We start from the raw sequence: 18542 nt of genomic DNA, 5'->3' as shown, positions 1-18542 counted from the left end.
GGTTCTTGCATTGCCATTTGCGTTGTATTCAAATGAACAAAAAAGGGGAGCCACACCTTTGGCATTTGATGAAATGATCACCGGGGGCGAAAGTCCGCGACAGCCATATGAAAAATACTTTGAGTGGTACAGTAACCAAGATCGAGCGCATCTGATTGCAAAATCCCGGGACGCGGAGAACATCTTCCGCAAGACTGGCATTACCTTCGCGGTCTACGGACACGCAGACTCTTCCGAAAAGCTCATTCCCTTCGACATCATCCCCCGCATCATCTCAGGTCGCGAATGGCGCAAGCTCGCACAGGGTATCGAGCAGCGGGTAATCGCCCTCAACGCTTTTCTCGATGACATCTACCACAAGCAGGAAATCATCCGCGCCGGTCGCATACCGCGCGAACTGATCGAGAGGAATGACGCCTTCCTGCCCGAGATGATCGGCTTCCGGCCGCCCGGCGGCGTCTACACGCATATCGTCGGCACTGATATCGTGCGCACCGGCGAGGACGAGTTCTACGTGCTGGAGGACAACGCCCGCACACCCTCCGGTGTCAGCTACATGCTGGAAAACCGTGAAACGATGATGCAGATGTTTCCGGACCTGTTTCATGCCAACAAGGTCCGGCCGGTCGAAGACTATCCCTATCTGCTGCGCCAGAGCCTGGCATCGCTCGCGCCTCCGGGCTGCAAGGGCAAGCCACGCGTTGCGGTCCTGACACCCGGCATCTACAACTCGGCTTATTACGAGCACTCGTTCCTGGCTGACACGATGGGCGTCGAGCTTGTCGAAGGCTCGGACCTCCGCGTCATCGACGGCAAGGTGAAGATGCGCACGACCCGCGGCTATGAGGCGATCGACGTGCTCTACCGCCGCGTCGACGACGACTTCCTCGATCCCCTCACCTTCCGGCCGGATTCAGCACTCGGCATCCCCGGCATCATGGATGTCTATCGTTCCGGCAACATCACCATCGCCAATGCGCCGGGCACCGGCATATCGGACGACAAGGCGATCTATTCCTACATGCCCGAGATCGTCGAATTCTATACCGGACGCAAGCCGATCCTCGAAAACGTGCCGACCTGGCGCTGTTCCGAGCCGCAGAGCCTCAAATACGTGCTCGAGCACCTCGAGGAACTCGTGGTCAAGGAGGTACACGGCTCCGGCGGCTACGGCATGCTGGTCGGCCCGACGGCGACCAAGAAGGAGCGCGCCGATTTTGCCGAGAAGTTGAAGGCGAAGCCCGCCAACTACATCGCGCAGCCAACACTTTCGCTGTCGACCGTGCCGATCCTCGTCAACAAAGGCATTGCGCCACGTCACGTGGACTTGCGGCCATATGTTCTCGTCTCCGACAAGGTGCAGATCATTCCCGGCGGATTGACGCGCGTGGCCCTGAAAGAGGGTTCGCTGGTGGTCAATTCCAGCCAGGGCGGCGGCACAAAAGATACCTGGGTATTGGAGGACTGATGCTCGGAAGAACTGCAAACGGACTCTACTGGATGTTCCGTTACATCGAACGCGCAGAAAACATAGCGCGCCTCATCGATGCCGGCCTGCGCATGTCGCTGACCCGAAGCGGAACCGGCGACGACGACTGGGACGGCGTCCTGCAAAGCGCCGGCGTGCGCGAGACCTTTGACGAGGGGCACAGCAAGCTGACGAGCGCCGACGCGATCGACTACCTGCTGCGAGACCGCTCCAATCCCTCAAGCGTCATGTCCTGCGTCGACTACGGGCGAAACAACGCCCGCATGGTGCGCACCGCCCTGACCCGCGAGACCTGGGAAGCGACCAATGAGTTCTGGATCGAGCTAAAATCGCTACTTTCGAAGCGGCTGAAGGCCGCCGAGATGCCGGAGGCAATCGATGCCATCAAGCATCGCGCCGGGCTGATCCGCGGTGCCTTCCACGGCTCGATGCTCAGAAACGAACTCTACAATTTCGCCCGCATCGGAACCTTCATCGAGCGCGCGGACAATACGAGCCGTATTCTCGACGTGAAGTATTATGTGCTCCTGCCCTCGGTCTCGGCCGTCGGCACGTCGATCGACAACATCCAGTGGGAATCGATCCTGCGTTCCGTCTCCGCCCACCGCTCCTACAGCTGGGCGTATGACGGCGAATATCGGTCGATGAATATCGCCGACTTCCTGATCCTGAACGGCCAGATGCCGCGTTCGCTCGCCTATTGCTACGAGAAGATCGTCAGCGAACTCGGCTATCTCGCCAAGGATTACGGTGAGCGGCTGCCGGCGCATGATACGGCCGATTCCATCCGCAAGACACTCCAGACACGTGCCATCAAGGAGATCATGGATCAGGGCCTGCATGAATTTCTGGAAGATTTCGTCACACGCAACAACCAGCTCGGCATGGAAATTTCCGATGGTTACCGGTTCTATGCATAGGCGGGCATGAGATGAAGCTTAAGATAAGCCACGTCACCGAATATCACTACGAAGAACCGGCGGCCTTCTCGCTGCAGCGGCTGCGGCTGACACCGCTCTCCGTTCCCGGACAGTCAGTCATCAACTGGTCGCTGCAGGTTGAGGGCGCTAGGCCCGAAGTCGAATACGACGATCAGTTTGGCAACCACGTCAACCTCGTCTCGCTGGAAGGCGAGCAGCGGGCGACACGCATCGTGGCCGAAGGCGAGGTCGAAACGGAAGATCGAAATGGGGTACTCGGCCCCCATAGCGGCTTCTGCCCGCTCTGGCTTTTCCTGCGTGAAACGCCGAGGACGAAGTCCGGAAAGCTGATCAAGGAACTCACCAAGGGTGTGAGCGGCGAGAACGAGCTTGCTCGCATGCACGCGCTGATGTCCGGCATACATGAGACCGTGACCTACTTGCCTGGGACCAGCGACACGGAGACCACGGCTGAGCAAGCGCTTGAGAAGAAGAGCGGCGTCTGCCAGGACCATGCCCATATTTTTGTCGCCGCCGCACGCAGCCTCGGCGTGCCGGCCCGCTACGTTTCCGGCTACCTGATGATGGAAGAGAAGATCGAGCAGTCGGCGACCCACGCCTGGGCCGAAGCGCACCTCCCGGGCCTCGGTTGGGTCGGCTTCGATCCGGCCAACAATATCTGCCCCGACGCACGCTATGTGCGTGTCGCCTCCGGCCTCTGCTACCGCGATGCGGCTCCCGTTTCAGGCATGCGCATCGGCACGCCGGGGGAAAAGCTCTCTGTCGTGGTCAAGGTTGAAGATCGGGGGCAGATGCAAAGCCAGAGCCAGAGCTGAAGGGCTGGCTTCCGAAGAACTCATATCGAGATACCGTTGTCCGAGCCGCCGCATAGCGGCTCGGATCGTTTTGGGCCATCGTTAGGCCAGCGTATAGGCCGTCTTGACGCTCGTGTAAAACTCGGCCGCGTATTTGCCCTGCTCGCGCGGACCGTAGGACGATCCCTTGCGGCCACCGAACGGAACGTGGAAATCCACGCCTGCGGTCGGCAGGTTGACCATCACCATGCCCGCTTCGGAGTTTCGCTTGAAATGCGTCGCGTGCTTGAGGCTCGTCGTGGCGATACCGGCAGACAGGCCGAATGGCGTGTCGTTGGCGGTTGCCAGCGCTTCTTCGTAGTCCTTGACGCGGATGACCGAGACAACCGGTCCGAAGATTTCCTCGCGCGAAATGCGCATCTGGTTCGTGGCCTCCGTGAACAGCGTCGGCTGCAGGTAGAAGCCGGGCGTTTCGCGGGTGACGAGTTCGCCGCCGAAGGCGAGCTTGGCGCCCTCCTTCTTGCCGATCTCGATATAGTCGGTGTCCGTCTTCAGCTGCTTTTCATCGACCACGGGGCCGATGTGCGTGCCCGATTTCAACGCATTGTCGACAACAAGCGTCTGCAGCTTTTCCGTTAGCGCCGCGACGAACTTGTCGTGGATGCCTTCGGTAACGATCAGGCGAGAAGACGCCGTGCAACGCTGGCCGGTGGAGAAGAAACCGGAATTGGCGGCTGCTTCGACGGCGACGCCAAGGTCGGCATCGTCGAGGACGACCATCGGGTTCTTGCCACCCATTTCCAGCTGGAACTTGCGGTTATGCTCGATCGAGGCGCTAGCGACGCGGCGGCCGGTACCGGTGGAACCGGTAAAGGTGATGCCCGTAACATCAGGACTGTCGAGCATGGCCTGGCCGACAACCGAACCCCTACCCATGACGAGGTTCAGCACGCCCTTTGGCAGGCCGGCACGGTGCAGGATGTCGACGATCGCCCACGAGCAGCCCGGGACGAGTTCGGCCGGCTTGAAGACGATGGTATTGCCGTAACAGAGCGCCGGCGCGATCTTCCAGGCGGGGATCGCGATCGGGAAGTTCCAGGGCGTGATGATACCGATGACGCCGAGCGGGTCACGGGTGATCTCGACGCCAATATTCGGGCGAACAGACGGGATGACCTCGCCTGCAAGACGCAGCGCTTCGCCGGCAAAGAATTCAAAGATCTGCGATGCACGAATGGTCTCGCCGATTGCCTCGGGAAGCGTCTTGCCTTCTTCGCGGGCCAGCAGAGCGCCGAGCTCGTCCTTGCGAGCCATGATCTCGTCGCCGGCCGTCTTCAGGATGACATGACGCTCCCAGATGCCGGAGCGCGACCAAGCCGGGAAAGCAGCCTTGGCGGCGGCGATCGCATTCTTCGTGTCTTCGGCCGAACCATCCGCATAGAGGCCAACGACCTCGTTGGTATCCGACGGATTGATGTTCTTCGTCGCGTCCGTGCCGACCCATTCGCCGGCAATGAGGTTCTTATAAATGGTCATGGGCCGACTGGGCCTCCTTCACCGTTCCATTAAAAACGGTCCGGCCGTCGAAGCGGCCGGGCCTTGCGAAATCAGAGCTGCTTGACGGCAATCTCTTCTTCGGCGGCAATCTTCAGAGGGTTGCGCAGCGGCAAGCCGAATTCGGCGACTTCGATTTCGAAGACGTCACCCTCTTCAGCCTTGATGCCTTCCGCGAAGGAGAGCGTCGCGGTGCCGAACATGTGGACGTGGACGTCGCCGGGCACACGAAACAGGCCGTACTTGAAGTGATGGTATTCGAGGTTGGCGAACGTGTGCGACATGTTCGCTTCGCCCGACAGAAACGGCTTTTCGAAGATCACCTTGTCGCCGCGCTTGATGCGCGAGGTGCCGCGGATATCCTCAGGCGCAACGCCAATGCGGATTTCCGGGCCAAAGCTTGCCGGGCGCAGCTTGGAGTGCGCGAGGTAGAGATAGTTGATCCGCTCGGTCACGTGGTCGGAAAACTCGTTCGACAGCGCAAAGCCGATGCGGAAGGGTGTGCCGTCTTCCGCAACGACGTAGATCCCCGCCATTTCAGGCTCTTCGCCGCCATCGAGCGCGAAGGAGGGAGAAACGAGCGGCGCGCCCGGAGCAGCCGAACCGTAGCCGTTGCCCTTGTAGAACCACTCGGGCTGAACGCCCTTCTCGCCGGCCTTCGGCTTGCCGTTCTCGAGACCCATCTTGAACATCTTCATCGAGTCGGTGAGGGTTTCTTCAGCCGCCTCGGAGGTCTTCTTGTGCATGGAATCGCGCGTTGCAGCCGAGCCTAGATGCGTCAGCCCCGTGCCCGTCAGATGCAGGTGCGCAGCGTCGGGATGCGTCATCGGCGGCAGAAACTTGCCTTCGGCATAAGCCTTTTCGAGGTCGACTGCATCGCCGAGGCCGTGTGCTTCAATCACCTGCAACAGCGACTTGCCGCCGTTTGCGGCTTCCATGGCCAGCGCATAGACGCTGCCTGCGTTCTTGACGGCCTTCGCGGTACCGCCCGGCTCGCGCACGGCGACAATGATCTCTCCGTTCGAACCCTTGATCTGCGAAATCAGCACGGTCTTCATCCTTTTTTCGATAACGCGGAAAATGCTTCGCCAATCCGGCTCCCAGAATGAGCCGGATTGGCAAGTTCACATGACTGCGAATGCCTGGGCAGCGCCGGAGCGCTTAGCCCTTGTTCTTGTTGTAGACATCGAAGAAGACGGCGGCGAGAAGCACCAGTCCCTTGACCATCTGCTGGAAGTCGATGCCGAGACCGACGATCGACATGCCGTTGTTCATGACGCCCATGATGAACGCGCCGATGACGGCACCGGTAATCTTGCCAACGCCGCCGGATGCCGAAGCTCCGCCGATGAAGCAGGCCGCGATAACGTCAAGCTCGAAGCCAACGCCTGCCTTCGGGGTCGCCGAATTCAGGCGAGCCGCGATGATCATGCCGGCGAGACCAGCCAGGACACCCATGTTGACGAAGGTGTAGAAGCTCAGGCGCTCGGTGTTGATACCGGACAGCTTGGTTGCCTTCTCGTTGCCGCCCATTGCGTAGATGCGGCGACCGATCGTGGTACGGCGCGTCACGAAGGTGTAGGCCGCGATCAGCACGAGCATGACGACGAGAACGTTCGGCAGGCCCTTGTAGGTGGAAAGCTGGAAGCCAAGGAACAGGATCGCCAACGAGATGATTACGTTTTGGGCGATGAAGAAGCCATAAGGCTCGACATCGATGCCATGGCTCTCGTTGACCTTGCGGCGACGCCAGGCGACATAGAAGAGCACGACAGTTCCCAGCACGGTCAGCACCAGCGACGTGGAATGCAGCGGAATTCCGGCGATATCGATCATTTCGCCTGGCAGGAAGCCCGTCGAGATAACCTGGAAGTCCTTCGGGAACGGGCCGATGTTCTTGCCGCCCAGAACGAACAGCGTCAGGCCGCGGAAGACGAGCATGCCGGCGAGCGTGACGATGAAGGCCGGAATGCGGTGATACGCGATCCAGTAGCCTTGCGCAGCACCGATGGCGCCACCGATGACCAGGCAGAGAATGCCCGCAAGTACGAAGTTCATCTGCCAGTTGACGGTCATGATAGCCGCCACCGCGCCGACGAAGGCAACGATGGATCCGACCGAAAGGTCAATGTGGCCGGCCACGATGACGAGCAGCATGCCGAGCGCCATGATGACGATGAACGAGTTCTGCAGAACGAGGTTCGTTAGGTTGACCGGCTTGAACAGAATGCCGCCCGTGTAGAACTGGAAGAACACCATGATCGCGACGAGCGCGATAAGCATGCCGTATTCGCGAATGTTGGCGCGGATATAGTCCGCAACGGAAACGACGTTGCTTTCCTCGGTGGCTGAAGGGTTGACCGGAGTCATTGTTTCTTCTCCCCTGAGCGCATGATAGCGCGCATGATGGTTTCTTGGCTCGCCTCTCCCTTTGGCAGTTCCGCAACGATACGTCCTTCATTCATGACGTAGATGCGGTCGCACGTACCAAGCAGTTCCGGCATTTCCGATGAGATCATCAGAACACCCTTACCATCGGCTGCGAGCTGGTTGATGATAGTATAGATTTCGTATTTTGCACCGACATCGATACCGCGGGTGGGTTCGTCCAGGATCAGGACGTCGGGGTCGGAGAACAGCCACTTCGACAGCACAACCTTTTGCTGGTTGCCGCCGGAGAGATTGACCGTTTCCTGGAAGATGCTGGAGCTACGGATGCGCAGCTTCGAGCGGTATTCCGATGCGATCTTCGATTCCTTGATGGTGTCGATGACCGTGGCTTTCGAGACCCCGGCCAGATTGGCGAGCGTCGTGTTGTGAACGATGTTCTCGCCGAGTACGAGACCAAGATGCTTGCGGTCTTCGGTCACATAGGCAAGACCCGCGTCGATGGCCTTGCGAACGGTGCTGACATCGACCGGCTTGCCGTGCATCGACACGTCACCATGGATCTTGTGTCCATAGGATTTGCCGAACAGGCTCATTGCGAATTCGGTACGGCCGGCGCCCATCAGGCCCGCGATGCCAACCACTTCGCCCTTGCGGACGGTGACGTTGATGTCGTGCAGAACCTGGCGGTCACGGTGATGCTGGTGGAAAGCGTTCCAATTCTTCACCTCGAGGATCGTTTCGCCGATCGGCACGGAGCGCGGCGGATAACGATCGGCGAGTTCGCGGCCCACCATGTTCTTGATGATGATGTCTTCGCTGATCTCTTCGGTCTGACAGTCGAGCGACTTGACGGTCATGCCGTCGCGCAGAACCGTGATCTGGTCAGCGACCTTGCGAACTTCGTTGAGCTTGTGCGTGATGATGATCGACGTCAGGCCCTGGTTGCGGAACTCGATCAGGAGGTCCAGCAGTGCATCGGAATCCTTTTCGTTGAGTGACGCCGTCGGCTCATCGAGGATCAGCAGCTTCACGCTCTTAGACAGCGCCTTGGCGATTTCGACCAGCTGCTGCTTGCCAACGCCGATGTCGGTGACGAGCGTTTCCGGCGACTCCTTGAGGCCAACCTTGCTCAGCAGCTCTTTCGTACGCTTAAAGGCTTCTTGCCACTTAATGATGCCATTCTGAGCAACTTCGTTGCCGAGGAAGATGTTTTCGGCGATCGACAGGAGCGGCACCAGTGCCAGTTCCTGGTGAATGATGACGATGCCGATTTCTTCGGAATCCTTGAGCGCCTTGAAATGACGGACGTCGCCTTCGTAGACAATATCGCCGTCGTAGGTTCCGGCTGGGTAGACGCCGGAGAGAACTTTCATAAGGGTCGACTTGCCGGCCCCATTTTCACCCACCAATGCGTGGATCTCACCCTGTCGAACCTTTAGGTTCACATTCTCAAGCGCCTTTACGCCTGGGAACGTCTTGGTGATGTTCCGCATTTCGAGGATTGTGTTGTCCATGGTCATAATCCAACGCCAGCAGCCAAAGGGACGCGGCGATCATAAAATTGAAGACCGGAACCCGCAAGCAGGGGGTTCCGGCCAACTTGGTACAATTATTACTTCAGCTGGTCAGCCTTGTAGTAACCGCCTTCTACGAGGATCTTCTCGTAGTTGGTCTTGTCAACTGCGACCGGGGTCAGCAGGTAGGACGGAACGACCTTGACGCCGTTGTCGTAGGTCTTGGTGTCGTTGACTTCAGGCTCCTTGCCTTCCATCAGAGCGTTGACCATGCCGACGGTAACCTTTGCGAGGTCACGGGTGTCCTTGAAGATCGTGGAGTGCTGCTCGCCAGCGATGATCGACTTGACCGACGGGACTTCAGCGTCCTGGCCGGAAACGACCGGGAGCGGCTGATCGCCGGAACCGTAACCAACGCCCTTCAGCGACGAGATGATGCCGATGGACAGACCGTCGTAAGGCGACAGAACTGCATTGACCTTCGCGTCGGTGTAGTTAGCCGAGAGCAGGTTGTCCATACGAGCCTGGGCCGTTGCCGGGTCCCAACGCAGCGTGCCAACCTTGTCCATGCCGGTCTGGCCGGACTTTACGACCAGCTTGCCGCTATCGATGTAAGGCTGCAGAACAGACATTGCGCCGTCATAGAAGAAGAAGGCGTTGTTGTCGTCCGGCGAACCGCCGAAGAGCTCGATGTTGAACGGGCCCTTGCCATCCTTGAGGCCGAGGGCGTCAACGATGGAGGTTGCCTGCAGAACGCCAACCTTGAAGTTGTCAAACGTTGCGTAATAGTCGACGTTGCCCGAGTCGCGGATCAGACGGTCATAAGCAATGACCTTGATGCCTGCGTCGTGAGCCTTCTGGAGAACGTCGGAAAGCGTCGTGCCGTCGATAGCGGCGATGACGAGAACCTTAACGCCCTTCGTGACCATGTTCTCAATCTGAGACAGCTGGTTCGGAATGTCGTCGTCAGCGTACTGCAGGTCGGTGGCATAGCCAGCGTCCTGGAGCTGCTTGACGATGTTGTTGCCGTCGTCGATCCAGCGAGCGGACGACTTCGTGGGCATCGCAATGCCGACAGTGCCCTTGTCGGCTGCCAAAGCCGGCATAACGAACGAAGCGACGCCAAAGGCCGCCGCTGCCATCAACGAGATAATGGATTTCATATCTCTCTCTCCCTTAGTTAATAAACGCGCGTGCGAAAAATCGCCCGCCCCGAAACTGTGGCAGGTTCCGTCTTGGATAATTACTTCAGATGGTGAGAAACGAAGTAGGTCTCCTCCACGCTCTCACGTGTTGAATGCCAACCAGCACACGGCGGCAAACTGGTATGGAATCCCATAACTGTCAAATAGAATAACTGGTAAAGTGCATAACAATTTTGGTATATCGTTAAAAAGTATTACTTTTAATGGAACGCGGATGGGAGGCCGCAACCATGGCGATCATTTCGGACCCGCAGACGCATGGTCACGTCGACATTCATACGGATATCTTTGCCGATGACGCCTTTTTGCGATTGGGCCTCAAGCTGAATCATCTGCGAATGATCGTCGCAATCGAAGATAGCGGGCAGATTTCCGCGGCGGCCGAAGCGCTGAACATTTCACAGCCGGCAGCCTCGCGAATCCTGTCCGAAATGGAATCGATCGTTAAGACGCCACTTTACGAACGCGTGGCACGCGGCGTCGTGCTGACGACCTTCGGACAGGCGCTTGCCAGACGCGCGCGCAAGATCATGCTCGAGCTGCGCGAGGCGGGCCGGGAAATCGCCGAACTCAAAACGGGCAAGGGAGGTACCGTCTTTATCGGCGCCGTCACTGCCCCAGCCATGAGCCTGGTCGTGCCGGCGATAAAGCGCGTTAGAAGCGCCCTACCCGGCATAGAGGTCACCATACAGGTTGAAACGAGCAACGTGCTTGCCCGCGAGTTGCTCGCCGCCCAGCATGACTTCATCATCAGCCGCATTCCCGATGATCTCAACCCGCGCCTCTTCCAGGTCCAGGAAATCGGCGTGGAGAAGGCCTGTCTGATCGTACGGGGCGGCCATCCGCTCTTGAAGAAGAAGGTCGCCTCCCTCGAGGACCTTCCACAATATGATTGGGTTTTCCAACCAGCGGGAACGCTCCTGCGCCGGACGATCGAGGACCTCTTCCTTTCTCGCGGCGTGCTGCTCCCGGAAAATATCGTCAACACCTCTTCGCTGCTGCTCACCTGTGCGACGGTTTGCCAGACGGATGCGATCGCGCCGATCGCGCTCGATGTGGCGCAGTTCCTGGCGACCCATCGGTCGAAGGCTTCGGATGTGCGGGTGTTGCCGATCGATTTCGAGATCAACGTCAGGCCCTACAGCCTGATAACGGTCAAGGAACGTGCGCTGCCCCCGAGCGCACGGCTGCTTTATGACCTGGTACTGGCCGAAAGCAAGAAGGCGGGAGTGCTCTGACAAGCCTTGCACCACCTTGTTCGGATCTAATGCGCCCCTCCAAGGGAGGCAATCATGCTGTTCGGCCAATCCGTGTTCCAGTCCGTGCTCGACCGCCTGAAGGCGGAGGACGATGAAACCGTCGAACAGGATGCACCCGCCGCCGCCCGCGTAAGCGGTCTCAATACCGGCCTCGCGTTCGACGTCATGGAAGGCGTCTCGGCGTCGTCAGCGCGACCCAACCAGGCATATTTCGAGACAATGGAATTCGCCGCATCGGAGACCGTGGCCGAGCGGTCGCCTGAGCCCTTGCCGCCTCCTGAACCAGAGCCCGAGCCGGTGATGCCCGATCACCTCGAGCGCATCGCGCCTGAAGATATCGCGGCCGAACTGGACATTTCTGCGCGTGATACAGCCCAGAGCCTCAGCGAAAAGCGCCGCGCCTTTGCCAAGCAGAACCATCCCGATCGCGTCAACCCGCTGTTCCGCGAGAACGCCACCAAGCGGATGACGATAGCGAACCTGCTGATCGACCAGGCGCTGCGCCACCTTGCCCGCTGACTAGTCAGCGTCCTTCTTGGCTTCTGTATCTTCTGCCTCTTCCGCGTCATCGGGAGATGGCGCCGTGTCCGCCTCCGGCGACTGCGGCTTGTAGTTCCAGAACAGCATATAGGCCGCATAGACGCCTGCGCCGCCCGACAGGACCGCCCAGAATGGATCGCCGGTGATCATTTCGACCAGCGCCCAGCCAAAGCAAACGGCCACAATCAGGATGCGAGCCCACAGCGGGCGATAGGCCGGATGGTTCGGATCGATGAGTTGCATATTTATCCCGCGCGGTATTTCGATGACATGTCTTTAGGATGGATTCCGTAAATGTGAAAGAGCGCCGGGCTTGACGCGGCAGCCATTAAATGGAATGAAAATTCCACAAGCATCACAGTTCGGTTCATTTGTTCCGAATTCAAGGGAGGTTCTCATGACAGTCAGATTTGGTCTTCTCGGCGCCGGCCGTATCGGCAAGGTTCATGCGAAGGCCGTCAGCGGCGATGCCAATGCCAAGCTCGTTGCCGTCGCCGACGCCTTTCCGCAGGCCGCCGAAGCGATCGCATCGGCTTACGGCTGCGAGGTCCGCACGATCGACGCGATCGAAGCCGCCAAGGATATCGACGCCGTCGTCATCTGCACCCCGACCGACACCCACGCCGAACTGATCGAGCGATTCGCGCGCGCTGGAAAGGCGATCTTCTGCGAAAAGCCAATCGATCTCGACGTTGCCCGCGTCAAGGCCTGCATCAAGGTCGTCGACGAGACCAAGGCGAAGCTGATGGTCGGCTTCAACCGACGCTTCGACCCGCACTTCATGGCTGTTCGCAAGACGATCGATGATGGCCGAATCGGCGATGTCGAAATGGTAACGATCACCTCGCGCGATCCTGGCGCCCCGCCAGTCGATTACATCAAGCGTTCGGGCGGCATCTTCCGCGACATGACGATCCATGACTTCGACATGGCCCGCTTCCTGCTCGGCGAAGAGCCGGTTGCCGTCAGCGCGACCGCCGCCGTCCTCGTCGACAAGGCGATCGGCGAAGCCGGCGACTACGACAGCGTTTCCGTGATCCTGCGGACCAAATCCGGCAAGCAGGCAATCATCTCCAATTCCCGCCGTGCCACCTACGGCTACGATCAGCGCATCGAAGTGCATGGCTCGAAGGGCATGGTCGCTGCCGAGAACCAGCGTCCGGTCTCGATCGAGGTCGCCAACGGCGACGGCTATACCCGTCCGCCGCTGCATGACTTTTTTATGACTCGCTATACCGAAGCTTACGCCAACGAGATCGCGAGCTTCATCGCCGCAATCGAAAAGGGCGCGACCATCTCGCCGTCGGGCGCCGATGGCCTGGCTGCCCTCGCGCTTGCCGATGCCGCCGTGCAGTCCGTCAAGGAAGGCAAGCTCATCAAGATTGGCTGACGGCCCTCTCCCGACCGAAAGCCACCTGTGAAATGGCCGGGTCCCTGCCCGGCCATTTCTCGTTCCATCTGCACGATCCGCTAGGCGCACCGCTAATCCGATCCCTGGATACCGGACAAGACCAGCTCCTGATCGATCACCGACAATGCCCGGTCGAGATGACCCTCGAACACGAGGATCGATTCGTCGGGAACGACTCGGATCTCCGGCATTCCCTCCATCCGCACGACATGCGTCTGGCCAAGCCCTTCCTCGATCCCCGGTCGCAACAGATCATAGTAACGCGTTCCCGGCCCGGTGATGGCGATCGGCATGCGTTCTGTCAGACTTAGCAGACGCGAAAGCCCATTTCCGAGTGCAATACCGGCCTGCCTGAATGCCAAGGCAGACATGCGGTGCCCCTGTCGCGCTTGGGCGGCGATCTTGTCGAGCCCGGCGACCGGCACGAACTTGGCTGGGATCGTGTCGAGCGGCACTTCGAAGGCCATGCGCAAAATGGCGTAGAAGCCAGCATAAGCCTCGATGCATCCCCTGCTGCCGCAGCGACAAAGGCCGCCGTTTGCCATATGCAACATATGTCCAAAATTTGGGGCCGACACTTCACGCTCGCCCGGCCCCGTGCTCCGGACGATGCCGAGCCCGACACTATGTCCGAGCGACAAGGCGGCGAGCGACCGAAAATCAACCGGCCTCGCATTCGCTTCATGTGCGCCGAGTGCGGCTGCGACGAGCTGGGTCTCGTTCCCCAGAAAAATCCTGGCCTGCCAATCCGGCCGCAAGGCCGATTCGAAGTCGATCTGATTGCTGCCGAAAATCGGCGACCACACCAGTACAGGGTCGGTCGGATGCACCAGACCTTTGCTGCTGATCGATATCAGCAGCACCCTTTCCTGGGGCAGCTTCGAGCGTGAAAGAATGCGCGCAAGCCCCTGTTTAATAGAGGCAATAAACCGCTCGGCACCGGCGGGATCATGCGACCTTTCCTCGCTGAACCGGTCGATGAGTTTGCCTGCGTAGTCGACCAGCGAATATTGCACGCCGTCCGATGAAATGATCACGACGACAAGGTAGCCGCAGTCGCGCCGCTGTCGAAACAGCACGCGCGGACGCCCTCTTCCGCTACTTGGCTGCTGCTCGGATTTTTCAATGATTTGCGCTTTTTCGAGGTCAGCCGTGATTGCTGAAATCGTCGCGGAGGAAAGCTTCGTAAAGTCGGCAATCTCTGTATGCGCCAGCGCCCCATGTCGTCGAAGCGCAGCTAATACAAGGACGCTGTTTCTCTGCCGGACCAACTCCGTGCTCGACTTGGTCAGCATATATGCCGGCCTCTCCCCCTCGCATTCCGCCCTCGCTCACACCCCATCTCCAGCAATTTTTTCGCGACGCAACGAAGCCGGTAGTGCGGTGTTGACAGTTGAAAAAATCTCTGACACTTAATTTCTCGACTGTCGAGAAAATAATTCAAATTTCTCGCCAGCGAACCGCGGCGGCCGGAGGAACCACTGGCTGGGGCTGGCCGCTATTCACTCGGGAGGATATTTATGAAGTCTGTTTTGAAGCTGATGGCCGGGGCGGCCATCCTCGTGTCGGTGCACACCGCCGCAATGGCAGCTGATCTCGTCGTCGGCGTTTCCTGGTCGAACTTCCAGGAAGAGCGTTGGAAGACCGACGAAGCCGCCATCAAGAAGGCCCTCGAAGCCAAGGGCGCAAAGTACATTTCCGCTGATGCGCAGTCGTCTGCCGCAAAGCAGCTGACCGATGTTGAATCGCTGATTTCGCAGGGCGCGAATGCACTCATCGTTCTCGCCCAGGATAGCGATGCTATCGGCCCTGCCATCGAAAAGGCTGCTGCTGAAGGCATTCCGGTTGTCGGCTACGACCGCCTGATTGAAAATCCGGCTGCTTTCTACATCACCTTCGACAACAAGGAAGTCGGTCGCCTGCAGGCCGAAGGCGTATTCAAGGCCAAGCCGGAAGGCAATTACGTCTTCATCAAGGGTTCTTCGTCCGACCCGAACGCGGACTTCCTGTTCTCGGGCCAGATGGAAGTGTTGAAGGCTGCTGTCGATGCCGGCAAGATCAAGAACGTCGGCGAAGCCTACACCGACGGCTGGCTGCCGCAGAACGCCCAGCGTAACATGGAGCAGTTCCTGACCGCCAACAACAACAAGGTTGACGCCGTTGTTGCTTCGAACGACGGCACCGCCGGTGGCGCTGTTGCCGCGCTCGACGCACAGGGCATGGCAGGCACCGTTCCGGTTTCGGGGCAGGACGCCGACAAGGCTGCTCTGAACCGCATCGCGCTTGGTACTCAGACGGTTTCCGTCTGGAAGGACTCGCGCGAACTCGGCAAGCGCGCTGCTGAAATCGCGCTCGACCTCGCTGGTGGCAAGACGATGGACAAGATCGACGGTGTCACCACTTTCGAGGGCGGCCCGAAGAAGGTGAAGATGCAGTCGATCTTCCTGAAGCCGGAGGCCATCACCAAGGACAACCTGAACGTCGTCATCGACGCCGGCTGGATTTCCAAGGCTGAAGCTTGCCAGGGCGTAAAGGCCGGCAGCGTCAAGGCCTGCGATTAATCTTCGCCAGGTCAATCAACACGCCGGCGCCGCAGCGGTCTCGTTGCGGCGCCGGATGCGGATGGTGCCTCCTCCACGGACACTCCCGCCTCGTAACGCACCGAACGCTTTGATTCCCTGCCAGAATAGTGCCGCGCCTTGAGCGGCCATTTCGGAAGTCTCTCGGTGGTCAATTCAAGAACAGGGCAACCTCGGTTCGGGCTTTTCGGGCACCCGCGCCACGGCCCAAACAATGGGGGAAACGGCAAACCCATGGCAAACATCACGCAATCCTCATCGAGCCATCCGCGCTCGGCGGAGGGCAACGCTTTTACGCGCTTCCTGCGCGCAACCGAGATCGACACGCGCCTGCTTGGCATGGTCGCCGCGCTGCTCGTCATCTGGATCGGCTTTCATCTCTACACCGGCGGGCTCTTCCTGACGCCGCGCAACCTCTGGAACCTCTCGGTCCAGACGACCGAAATCGCGGTTCTCGCGACCGGCATGGTGCTTGTCATCGTCACCCGCAACATCGACCTGTCGATCGGCTCCATGCTTGGCCTTGTCGCCATGATCATGGGCGTCGTCCAGGCGAAATTCCTGCCGCAGTACCTCGGCTTCGACAACTCCTGGACCTGGCTGATCACGGTGGTCTGCGGTCTGGTTGCCGGAACGCTGATCGGTCTTTTCCAGGGCGTCATCATCGCCTTCCTGGGTGTCCCCTCCTTCATCGTCACGCTCGGCGGCTTCCTCGCCTGGCGCGGTCTTGCCTGGTACGTGACATCGGGCCAGACGGTCGCACCTCTCGACACGACGTTCCGCATTATGGGCGGCGGCGCTGAAGGGGCTGTCGGAGCCACGTGGAGCTGGATCATCGGGCTTGTCGCCTGTGTGCTGATCGTCGTCGGCATCATCGGCTCGCGCCACCAGCGCAAGCGTTTCAACTTCCCACGCCGTCCGCTCTGGGCAGAGTATTTCTTGGCAGTTCTCGGCTGCACCCTAGTCCTTGGCGCCATCTGGGTGTCCACCATCTATTACTGGCCGGTGGCGATCGCCAAGAAGTACGCCGAAGCCAACAACATCGCCTGGCCGGAAACGGGGCTCTTCATCTCCTACGGCATCGCCGTGCCGGTGCTGATCGCCATTCTCGTCGGCATCGTCATGACCTTCATCGCCACCCGCTTGCGCTTCGGCCGCTACGTCTTCGCGATCGGTGGCAACCCTGAAGCAGCCGAGCTCGCCGGCATCAAGACCCGCTGGGTCGCCGTCCGGATCTTCGCGCTTATGGGCTTTCTCGCGGCTGTCGCCGCGGCGATCTCGACCGCCCGCCTCAACGCCGCCGCCAACTCGCAAGGCACGACCTACGAGCTCTATACGATCGCCGCAGCCGTCATCGGCGGCACCTCGCTCGCCGGCGGCACCGGTACGATCGCCGGCGCAATGCTCGGCGCGCTGGTCATGCAGTCGCTGCAATCGGGGATGGGCCTCGCCAACGTCGACACGCCCATACAAAATGTTGTCGTGGGCGCCGTGCTTGTCGTTGCCGTCTGGCTCGACACCGTCTATCGCTCGCGGTCGAAGTAAAGAGGAGTCCTAGATATGACTGATCAACGCACTCCCCTTGTGGAAATGAAAAACATCTCGATCTCCTTCGGCGGCATCCACGCTGTGGACAATGCTTCGGTCGATCTCTACCCCGGCGAAGTCGTCGCCCTTCTCGGCCACAACGGCGCCGGCAAGTCGACGCTCATCAAGATCCTCTCCGGCGCCTACAAGCGCGACAGCGGCGAGATCCTGATTAATGGCGAGCCAGCAGACATCCGCAATCCGCGCGATGCGAAGAAGTACGGCATCGAGACGATCTACCAGACGCTCGCCGTCGCCGATAACGTCGATGCCGCCGCCAACCTCTATCTCGGCCGCGAGATCCGCACGAAGTGGGGCACGCTCGATGACGTCGCCATGGAAGCCTCCGCGCGTGAGGTGATGGGCCGCCTCAACCCCAACTTCCGCCGCTTCAAGGAGCCGGTGAAAGCACTTTCCGGCGGCCAGCGGCAGTCTGTGGCGATCGCCCGCGCGATCCTCTTCGATGCCCGCATCCTGATCATGGACGAGCCAACGGCGGCTCTCGGGCCCCAGGAAACGGCGCAGGTCGGCGAGCTGATCAAGCAGCTGAAGAAGGAAGGCATCGGCATCTTCCTGATCAGCCACGACATCCACGACGTCTTCGACCTCGCCGATCGTGTCTCGGTGATGAAGAACGGCCAGGTCGTCGGCCATGCCCGCACCGAAGATGTCACCAAGGACGAAGTGCTCGGCATGATCATCCTCGGCAAGGTGCCGCCAAAGGCCATCCCCGGCCCCGGCGCCATGCAGGCCTGACCCGCAGACGTGAGACATAAAAGTCCGCCGCCCGCAAGAACGGCGGACTTTTCATTTTGTAGATTGAAGCCAGCGAGAAGCTAGGCTAAGAACCTCGCATCGGACAAGGCGATTCAAGCGCCTCGGCATGCACCCGTAGCTCAGCTGGATAGAGTGTTGGATTCCGATTCCAAAGGTCACAGGTTCGAATCCTGTCGGGTGCGCCACTAACTCTCGGGTCCGTTCTGGACACATAGGTTACGTTTTATTCCTGAGACATAGGTAACACTTTTGGACCGAAAGGGTTCGGCAAAGGTTCAAGCCTGCATGTCTCATCATCGAAGTATCCCAGATCGTAGTCCATAAAGCTTGTCAGCCAGATATTGTCTTCGACCTGTTTGATGCCGACGGCCTGACCGGCGAAGACCAGACTGAGATTGATCTTCTTCCGCTTGTAGCAGATGCGTCCGCATGTTGTGACGGTGACTGTCTGGTCGTGGAACGGGTAGTCGAGATCGGGTAGGCCGCGGTAGGCGCGCGGTG

16 protein-coding genes, 1 tRNA gene and 1 pseudogene are annotated in these 18542 nt (G+C 59.6%); 10 read left to right on the top strand and 8 right to left on the bottom strand.

Annotated elements, in window-relative coordinates:
- The first annotated feature begins 58 nt into the window (after positions 1–58).
- The 3 genes from C934_RS0115180 to C934_RS0115170 are packed head-to-tail and all read left to right on the top strand — an operon-like array spanning position 59 to position 3245.
- Complete coding sequence (locus tag C934_RS0115180) at positions 59–1468, top strand: circularly permuted type 2 ATP-grasp protein (protein ID WP_018857507.1); 1410 nt, start codon at positions 59–61, stop codon at positions 1466–1468.
- Positions 1468–2409: an alpha-E domain-containing protein gene (locus C934_RS0115175; RefSeq protein WP_018857506.1), complete on the top strand. Its 942-nt coding sequence runs from the start codon at positions 1468–1470 to the stop codon at positions 2407–2409. Before C934_RS0115180 ends, C934_RS0115175 begins: the two co-directional genes overlap by 1 nt.
- An 11-nt stretch (positions 2410–2420) precedes the next feature.
- Positions 2421–3245 carry a transglutaminase family protein gene (locus tag C934_RS0115170; protein WP_018857505.1) on the top strand — a complete coding sequence of 275 codons (825 nt, stop codon included), beginning with the start codon at positions 2421–2423 and terminating at the stop codon, positions 3243–3245.
- Between the two features lie 81 nt (positions 3246–3326).
- Here the strand turns inward: C934_RS0115170 and C934_RS0115165 are convergent, their stop codons facing one another.
- The 5 genes from C934_RS0115165 to chvE form a co-directional block, all read right to left on the bottom strand.
- Positions 3327–4760, bottom strand: coding sequence for an aldehyde dehydrogenase family protein (locus C934_RS0115165; RefSeq protein ID WP_018857504.1), 1434 nt, complete (start codon positions 4758–4760; stop codon positions 3327–3329).
- A 71-nt stretch (positions 4761–4831) separates the two neighbouring features.
- Positions 4832–5827: an AraD1 family protein gene (araD1, locus tag C934_RS0115160; RefSeq protein ID WP_026371821.1), complete on the bottom strand. Its 996-nt coding sequence runs from the start codon at positions 5825–5827 to the stop codon at positions 4832–4834.
- A 112-nt stretch (positions 5828–5939) separates the two neighbouring features.
- Positions 5940–7148 (bottom strand): multiple monosaccharide ABC transporter permease, encoded by a 1209-nt coding sequence (gene mmsB / locus C934_RS0115155; protein WP_018857502.1) that lies wholly within the window; start codon positions 7146–7148, stop codon positions 5940–5942.
- A complete protein-coding gene (gene mmsA / locus C934_RS0115150) occupies positions 7145–8683 on the bottom strand; it encodes a multiple monosaccharide ABC transporter ATP-binding protein (RefSeq protein WP_025660466.1) in 1539 nt (512 codons plus the stop codon). Before mmsA ends, mmsB begins: the two co-directional genes overlap by 4 nt.
- Before the next feature lie 98 nt (positions 8684–8781).
- Positions 8782–9846, bottom strand: a complete 1065-nt coding sequence (gene chvE, locus C934_RS0115145; RefSeq protein ID WP_018857500.1) for a multiple monosaccharide ABC transporter substrate-binding protein — start codon at positions 9844–9846, stop codon at positions 8782–8784.
- A 272-nt stretch (positions 9847–10118) separates the two neighbouring features.
- Here chvE and C934_RS0115140 point away from each other — a divergent pair, with 272 nt between their 5' ends.
- Both C934_RS0115140 and C934_RS0115135 read left to right on the top strand, forming a co-directional pair.
- Entirely contained in the window at positions 10119–11126 is a 1008-nt protein-coding gene (locus C934_RS0115140) for a LysR family transcriptional regulator (RefSeq protein WP_018857499.1), read from the top strand.
- Positions 11127–11180: 54 nt separating this feature from the next.
- A complete protein-coding gene (locus C934_RS0115135) occupies positions 11181–11666 on the top strand; it encodes a hypothetical protein (protein WP_018857498.1) in 486 nt (161 codons plus the stop codon).
- Here C934_RS0115135 and C934_RS0115130 read toward each other — a convergent pair whose 3' ends face one another.
- A complete protein-coding gene (locus tag C934_RS0115130; protein ID WP_018857497.1) occupies positions 11667–11930 on the bottom strand; it encodes a hypothetical protein in 264 nt (87 codons plus the stop codon).
- Between the two features lie 154 nt (positions 11931–12084).
- On the opposite strand from C934_RS0115130, the gene iolG reads away from it, so the two are divergent.
- A complete protein-coding gene (gene iolG, locus C934_RS0115125; protein ID WP_018857496.1) occupies positions 12085–13077 on the top strand; it encodes an inositol 2-dehydrogenase in 993 nt (330 codons plus the stop codon).
- A gap of 92 nt (positions 13078–13169) precedes the next feature.
- Here the strand turns inward: iolG and C934_RS0115120 are convergent, their stop codons facing one another.
- Positions 13170–14393, bottom strand: a complete 1224-nt coding sequence (locus C934_RS0115120) for an ROK family transcriptional regulator (RefSeq protein ID WP_018857495.1) — start codon at positions 14391–14393, stop codon at positions 13170–13172.
- A gap of 225 nt (positions 14394–14618) precedes the next feature.
- Between C934_RS0115120 and xylF the strand changes: the two genes are divergently transcribed.
- The 4 genes from xylF (at position 14619) to C934_RS0115100 (ending at position 18226) form a co-directional block, all read left to right on the top strand.
- A complete protein-coding gene (gene xylF, locus C934_RS0115115; RefSeq protein ID WP_018116461.1) occupies positions 14619–15659 on the top strand; it encodes a D-xylose ABC transporter substrate-binding protein in 1041 nt (346 codons plus the stop codon).
- Positions 15660–15911: 252 nt separating this feature from the next.
- Positions 15912–17222 carry a sugar ABC transporter permease gene (locus tag C934_RS0115110; protein ID WP_018857494.1) on the top strand — a complete coding sequence of 437 codons (1311 nt, stop codon included), beginning with the start codon at positions 15912–15914 and terminating at the stop codon, positions 17220–17222.
- A gap of 15 nt (positions 17223–17237) precedes the next feature.
- Complete coding sequence (locus tag C934_RS0115105; protein ID WP_018857493.1) at positions 17238–18020, top strand: ATP-binding cassette domain-containing protein; 783 nt, start codon at positions 17238–17240, stop codon at positions 18018–18020.
- Between the two features lie 129 nt (positions 18021–18149).
- Positions 18150–18226: transfer RNA gene (locus tag C934_RS0115100), tRNA-Arg, on the top strand.
- A 38-nt stretch (positions 18227–18264) separates the two neighbouring features.
- Here C934_RS0115100 and C934_RS31985 read toward each other — a convergent pair.
- A pseudogene (locus C934_RS31985) lies at positions 18265–18542 on the bottom strand (IS481 family transposase); the annotation flags it as partial.

This window comes from Rhizobium sp. 42MFCr.1 (assembly GCF_000377185.1).
GTDB classification, from domain to species: domain Bacteria; phylum Pseudomonadota; class Alphaproteobacteria; order Rhizobiales; family Rhizobiaceae; genus Rhizobium; species Rhizobium altiplani.
The sequence above is the reverse complement of the archived record's forward strand: the minus strand, read 5'-3'. Positions and strand labels throughout refer to the sequence as shown.

Bases quoted from the DNA above. Each gene is read 5' to 3' on its own strand.
- C934_RS0115175 (WP_018857506.1), top strand. From the start codon at position 1,468: ATGCTCGGAAGAACTGCAAACGGACTCTACTGGATGTTCCGTTACATC.
- C934_RS0115170 (WP_018857505.1), top strand. From the start codon at position 2,421: ATGAAGCTTAAGATAAGCCACGTCACCGAATATCACTACGAAGAACCG.
- C934_RS0115165 (WP_018857504.1), bottom strand. From the start codon at position 4,760: ATGACCATTTATAAGAACCTCATTGCCGGCGAATGGGTCGGCACGGAC.
- mmsB (WP_018857502.1), bottom strand. From the start codon at position 7,148: ATGACTCCGGTCAACCCTTCAGCCACCGAGGAAAGCAACGTCGTTTCC.
- mmsA (WP_025660466.1), bottom strand. From the start codon at position 8,683: ATGGACAACACAATCCTCGAAATGCGGAACATCACCAAGACGTTCCCA.
- chvE (WP_018857500.1), bottom strand. From the start codon at position 9,846: ATGAAATCCATTATCTCGTTGATGGCAGCGGCGGCCTTTGGCGTCGCT.
- C934_RS0115140 (WP_018857499.1), top strand. From the start codon at position 10,119: ATGGCGATCATTTCGGACCCGCAGACGCATGGTCACGTCGACATTCAT.
- C934_RS0115135 (WP_018857498.1), top strand. From the start codon at position 11,181: ATGCTGTTCGGCCAATCCGTGTTCCAGTCCGTGCTCGACCGCCTGAAG.
- C934_RS0115130 (WP_018857497.1), bottom strand. From the start codon at position 11,930: ATGCAACTCATCGATCCGAACCATCCGGCCTATCGCCCGCTGTGGGCT.
- iolG (WP_018857496.1), top strand. From the start codon at position 12,085: ATGACAGTCAGATTTGGTCTTCTCGGCGCCGGCCGTATCGGCAAGGTT.
- C934_RS0115120 (WP_018857495.1), bottom strand. From the start codon at position 14,393: ATGCTGACCAAGTCGAGCACGGAGTTGGTCCGGCAGAGAAACAGCGTC.
- xylF (WP_018116461.1), top strand. From the start codon at position 14,619: ATGAAGTCTGTTTTGAAGCTGATGGCCGGGGCGGCCATCCTCGTGTCG.
- C934_RS0115110 (WP_018857494.1), top strand. From the start codon at position 15,912: ATGGCAAACATCACGCAATCCTCATCGAGCCATCCGCGCTCGGCGGAG.
- C934_RS0115105 (WP_018857493.1), top strand. From the start codon at position 17,238: ATGACTGATCAACGCACTCCCCTTGTGGAAATGAAAAACATCTCGATC.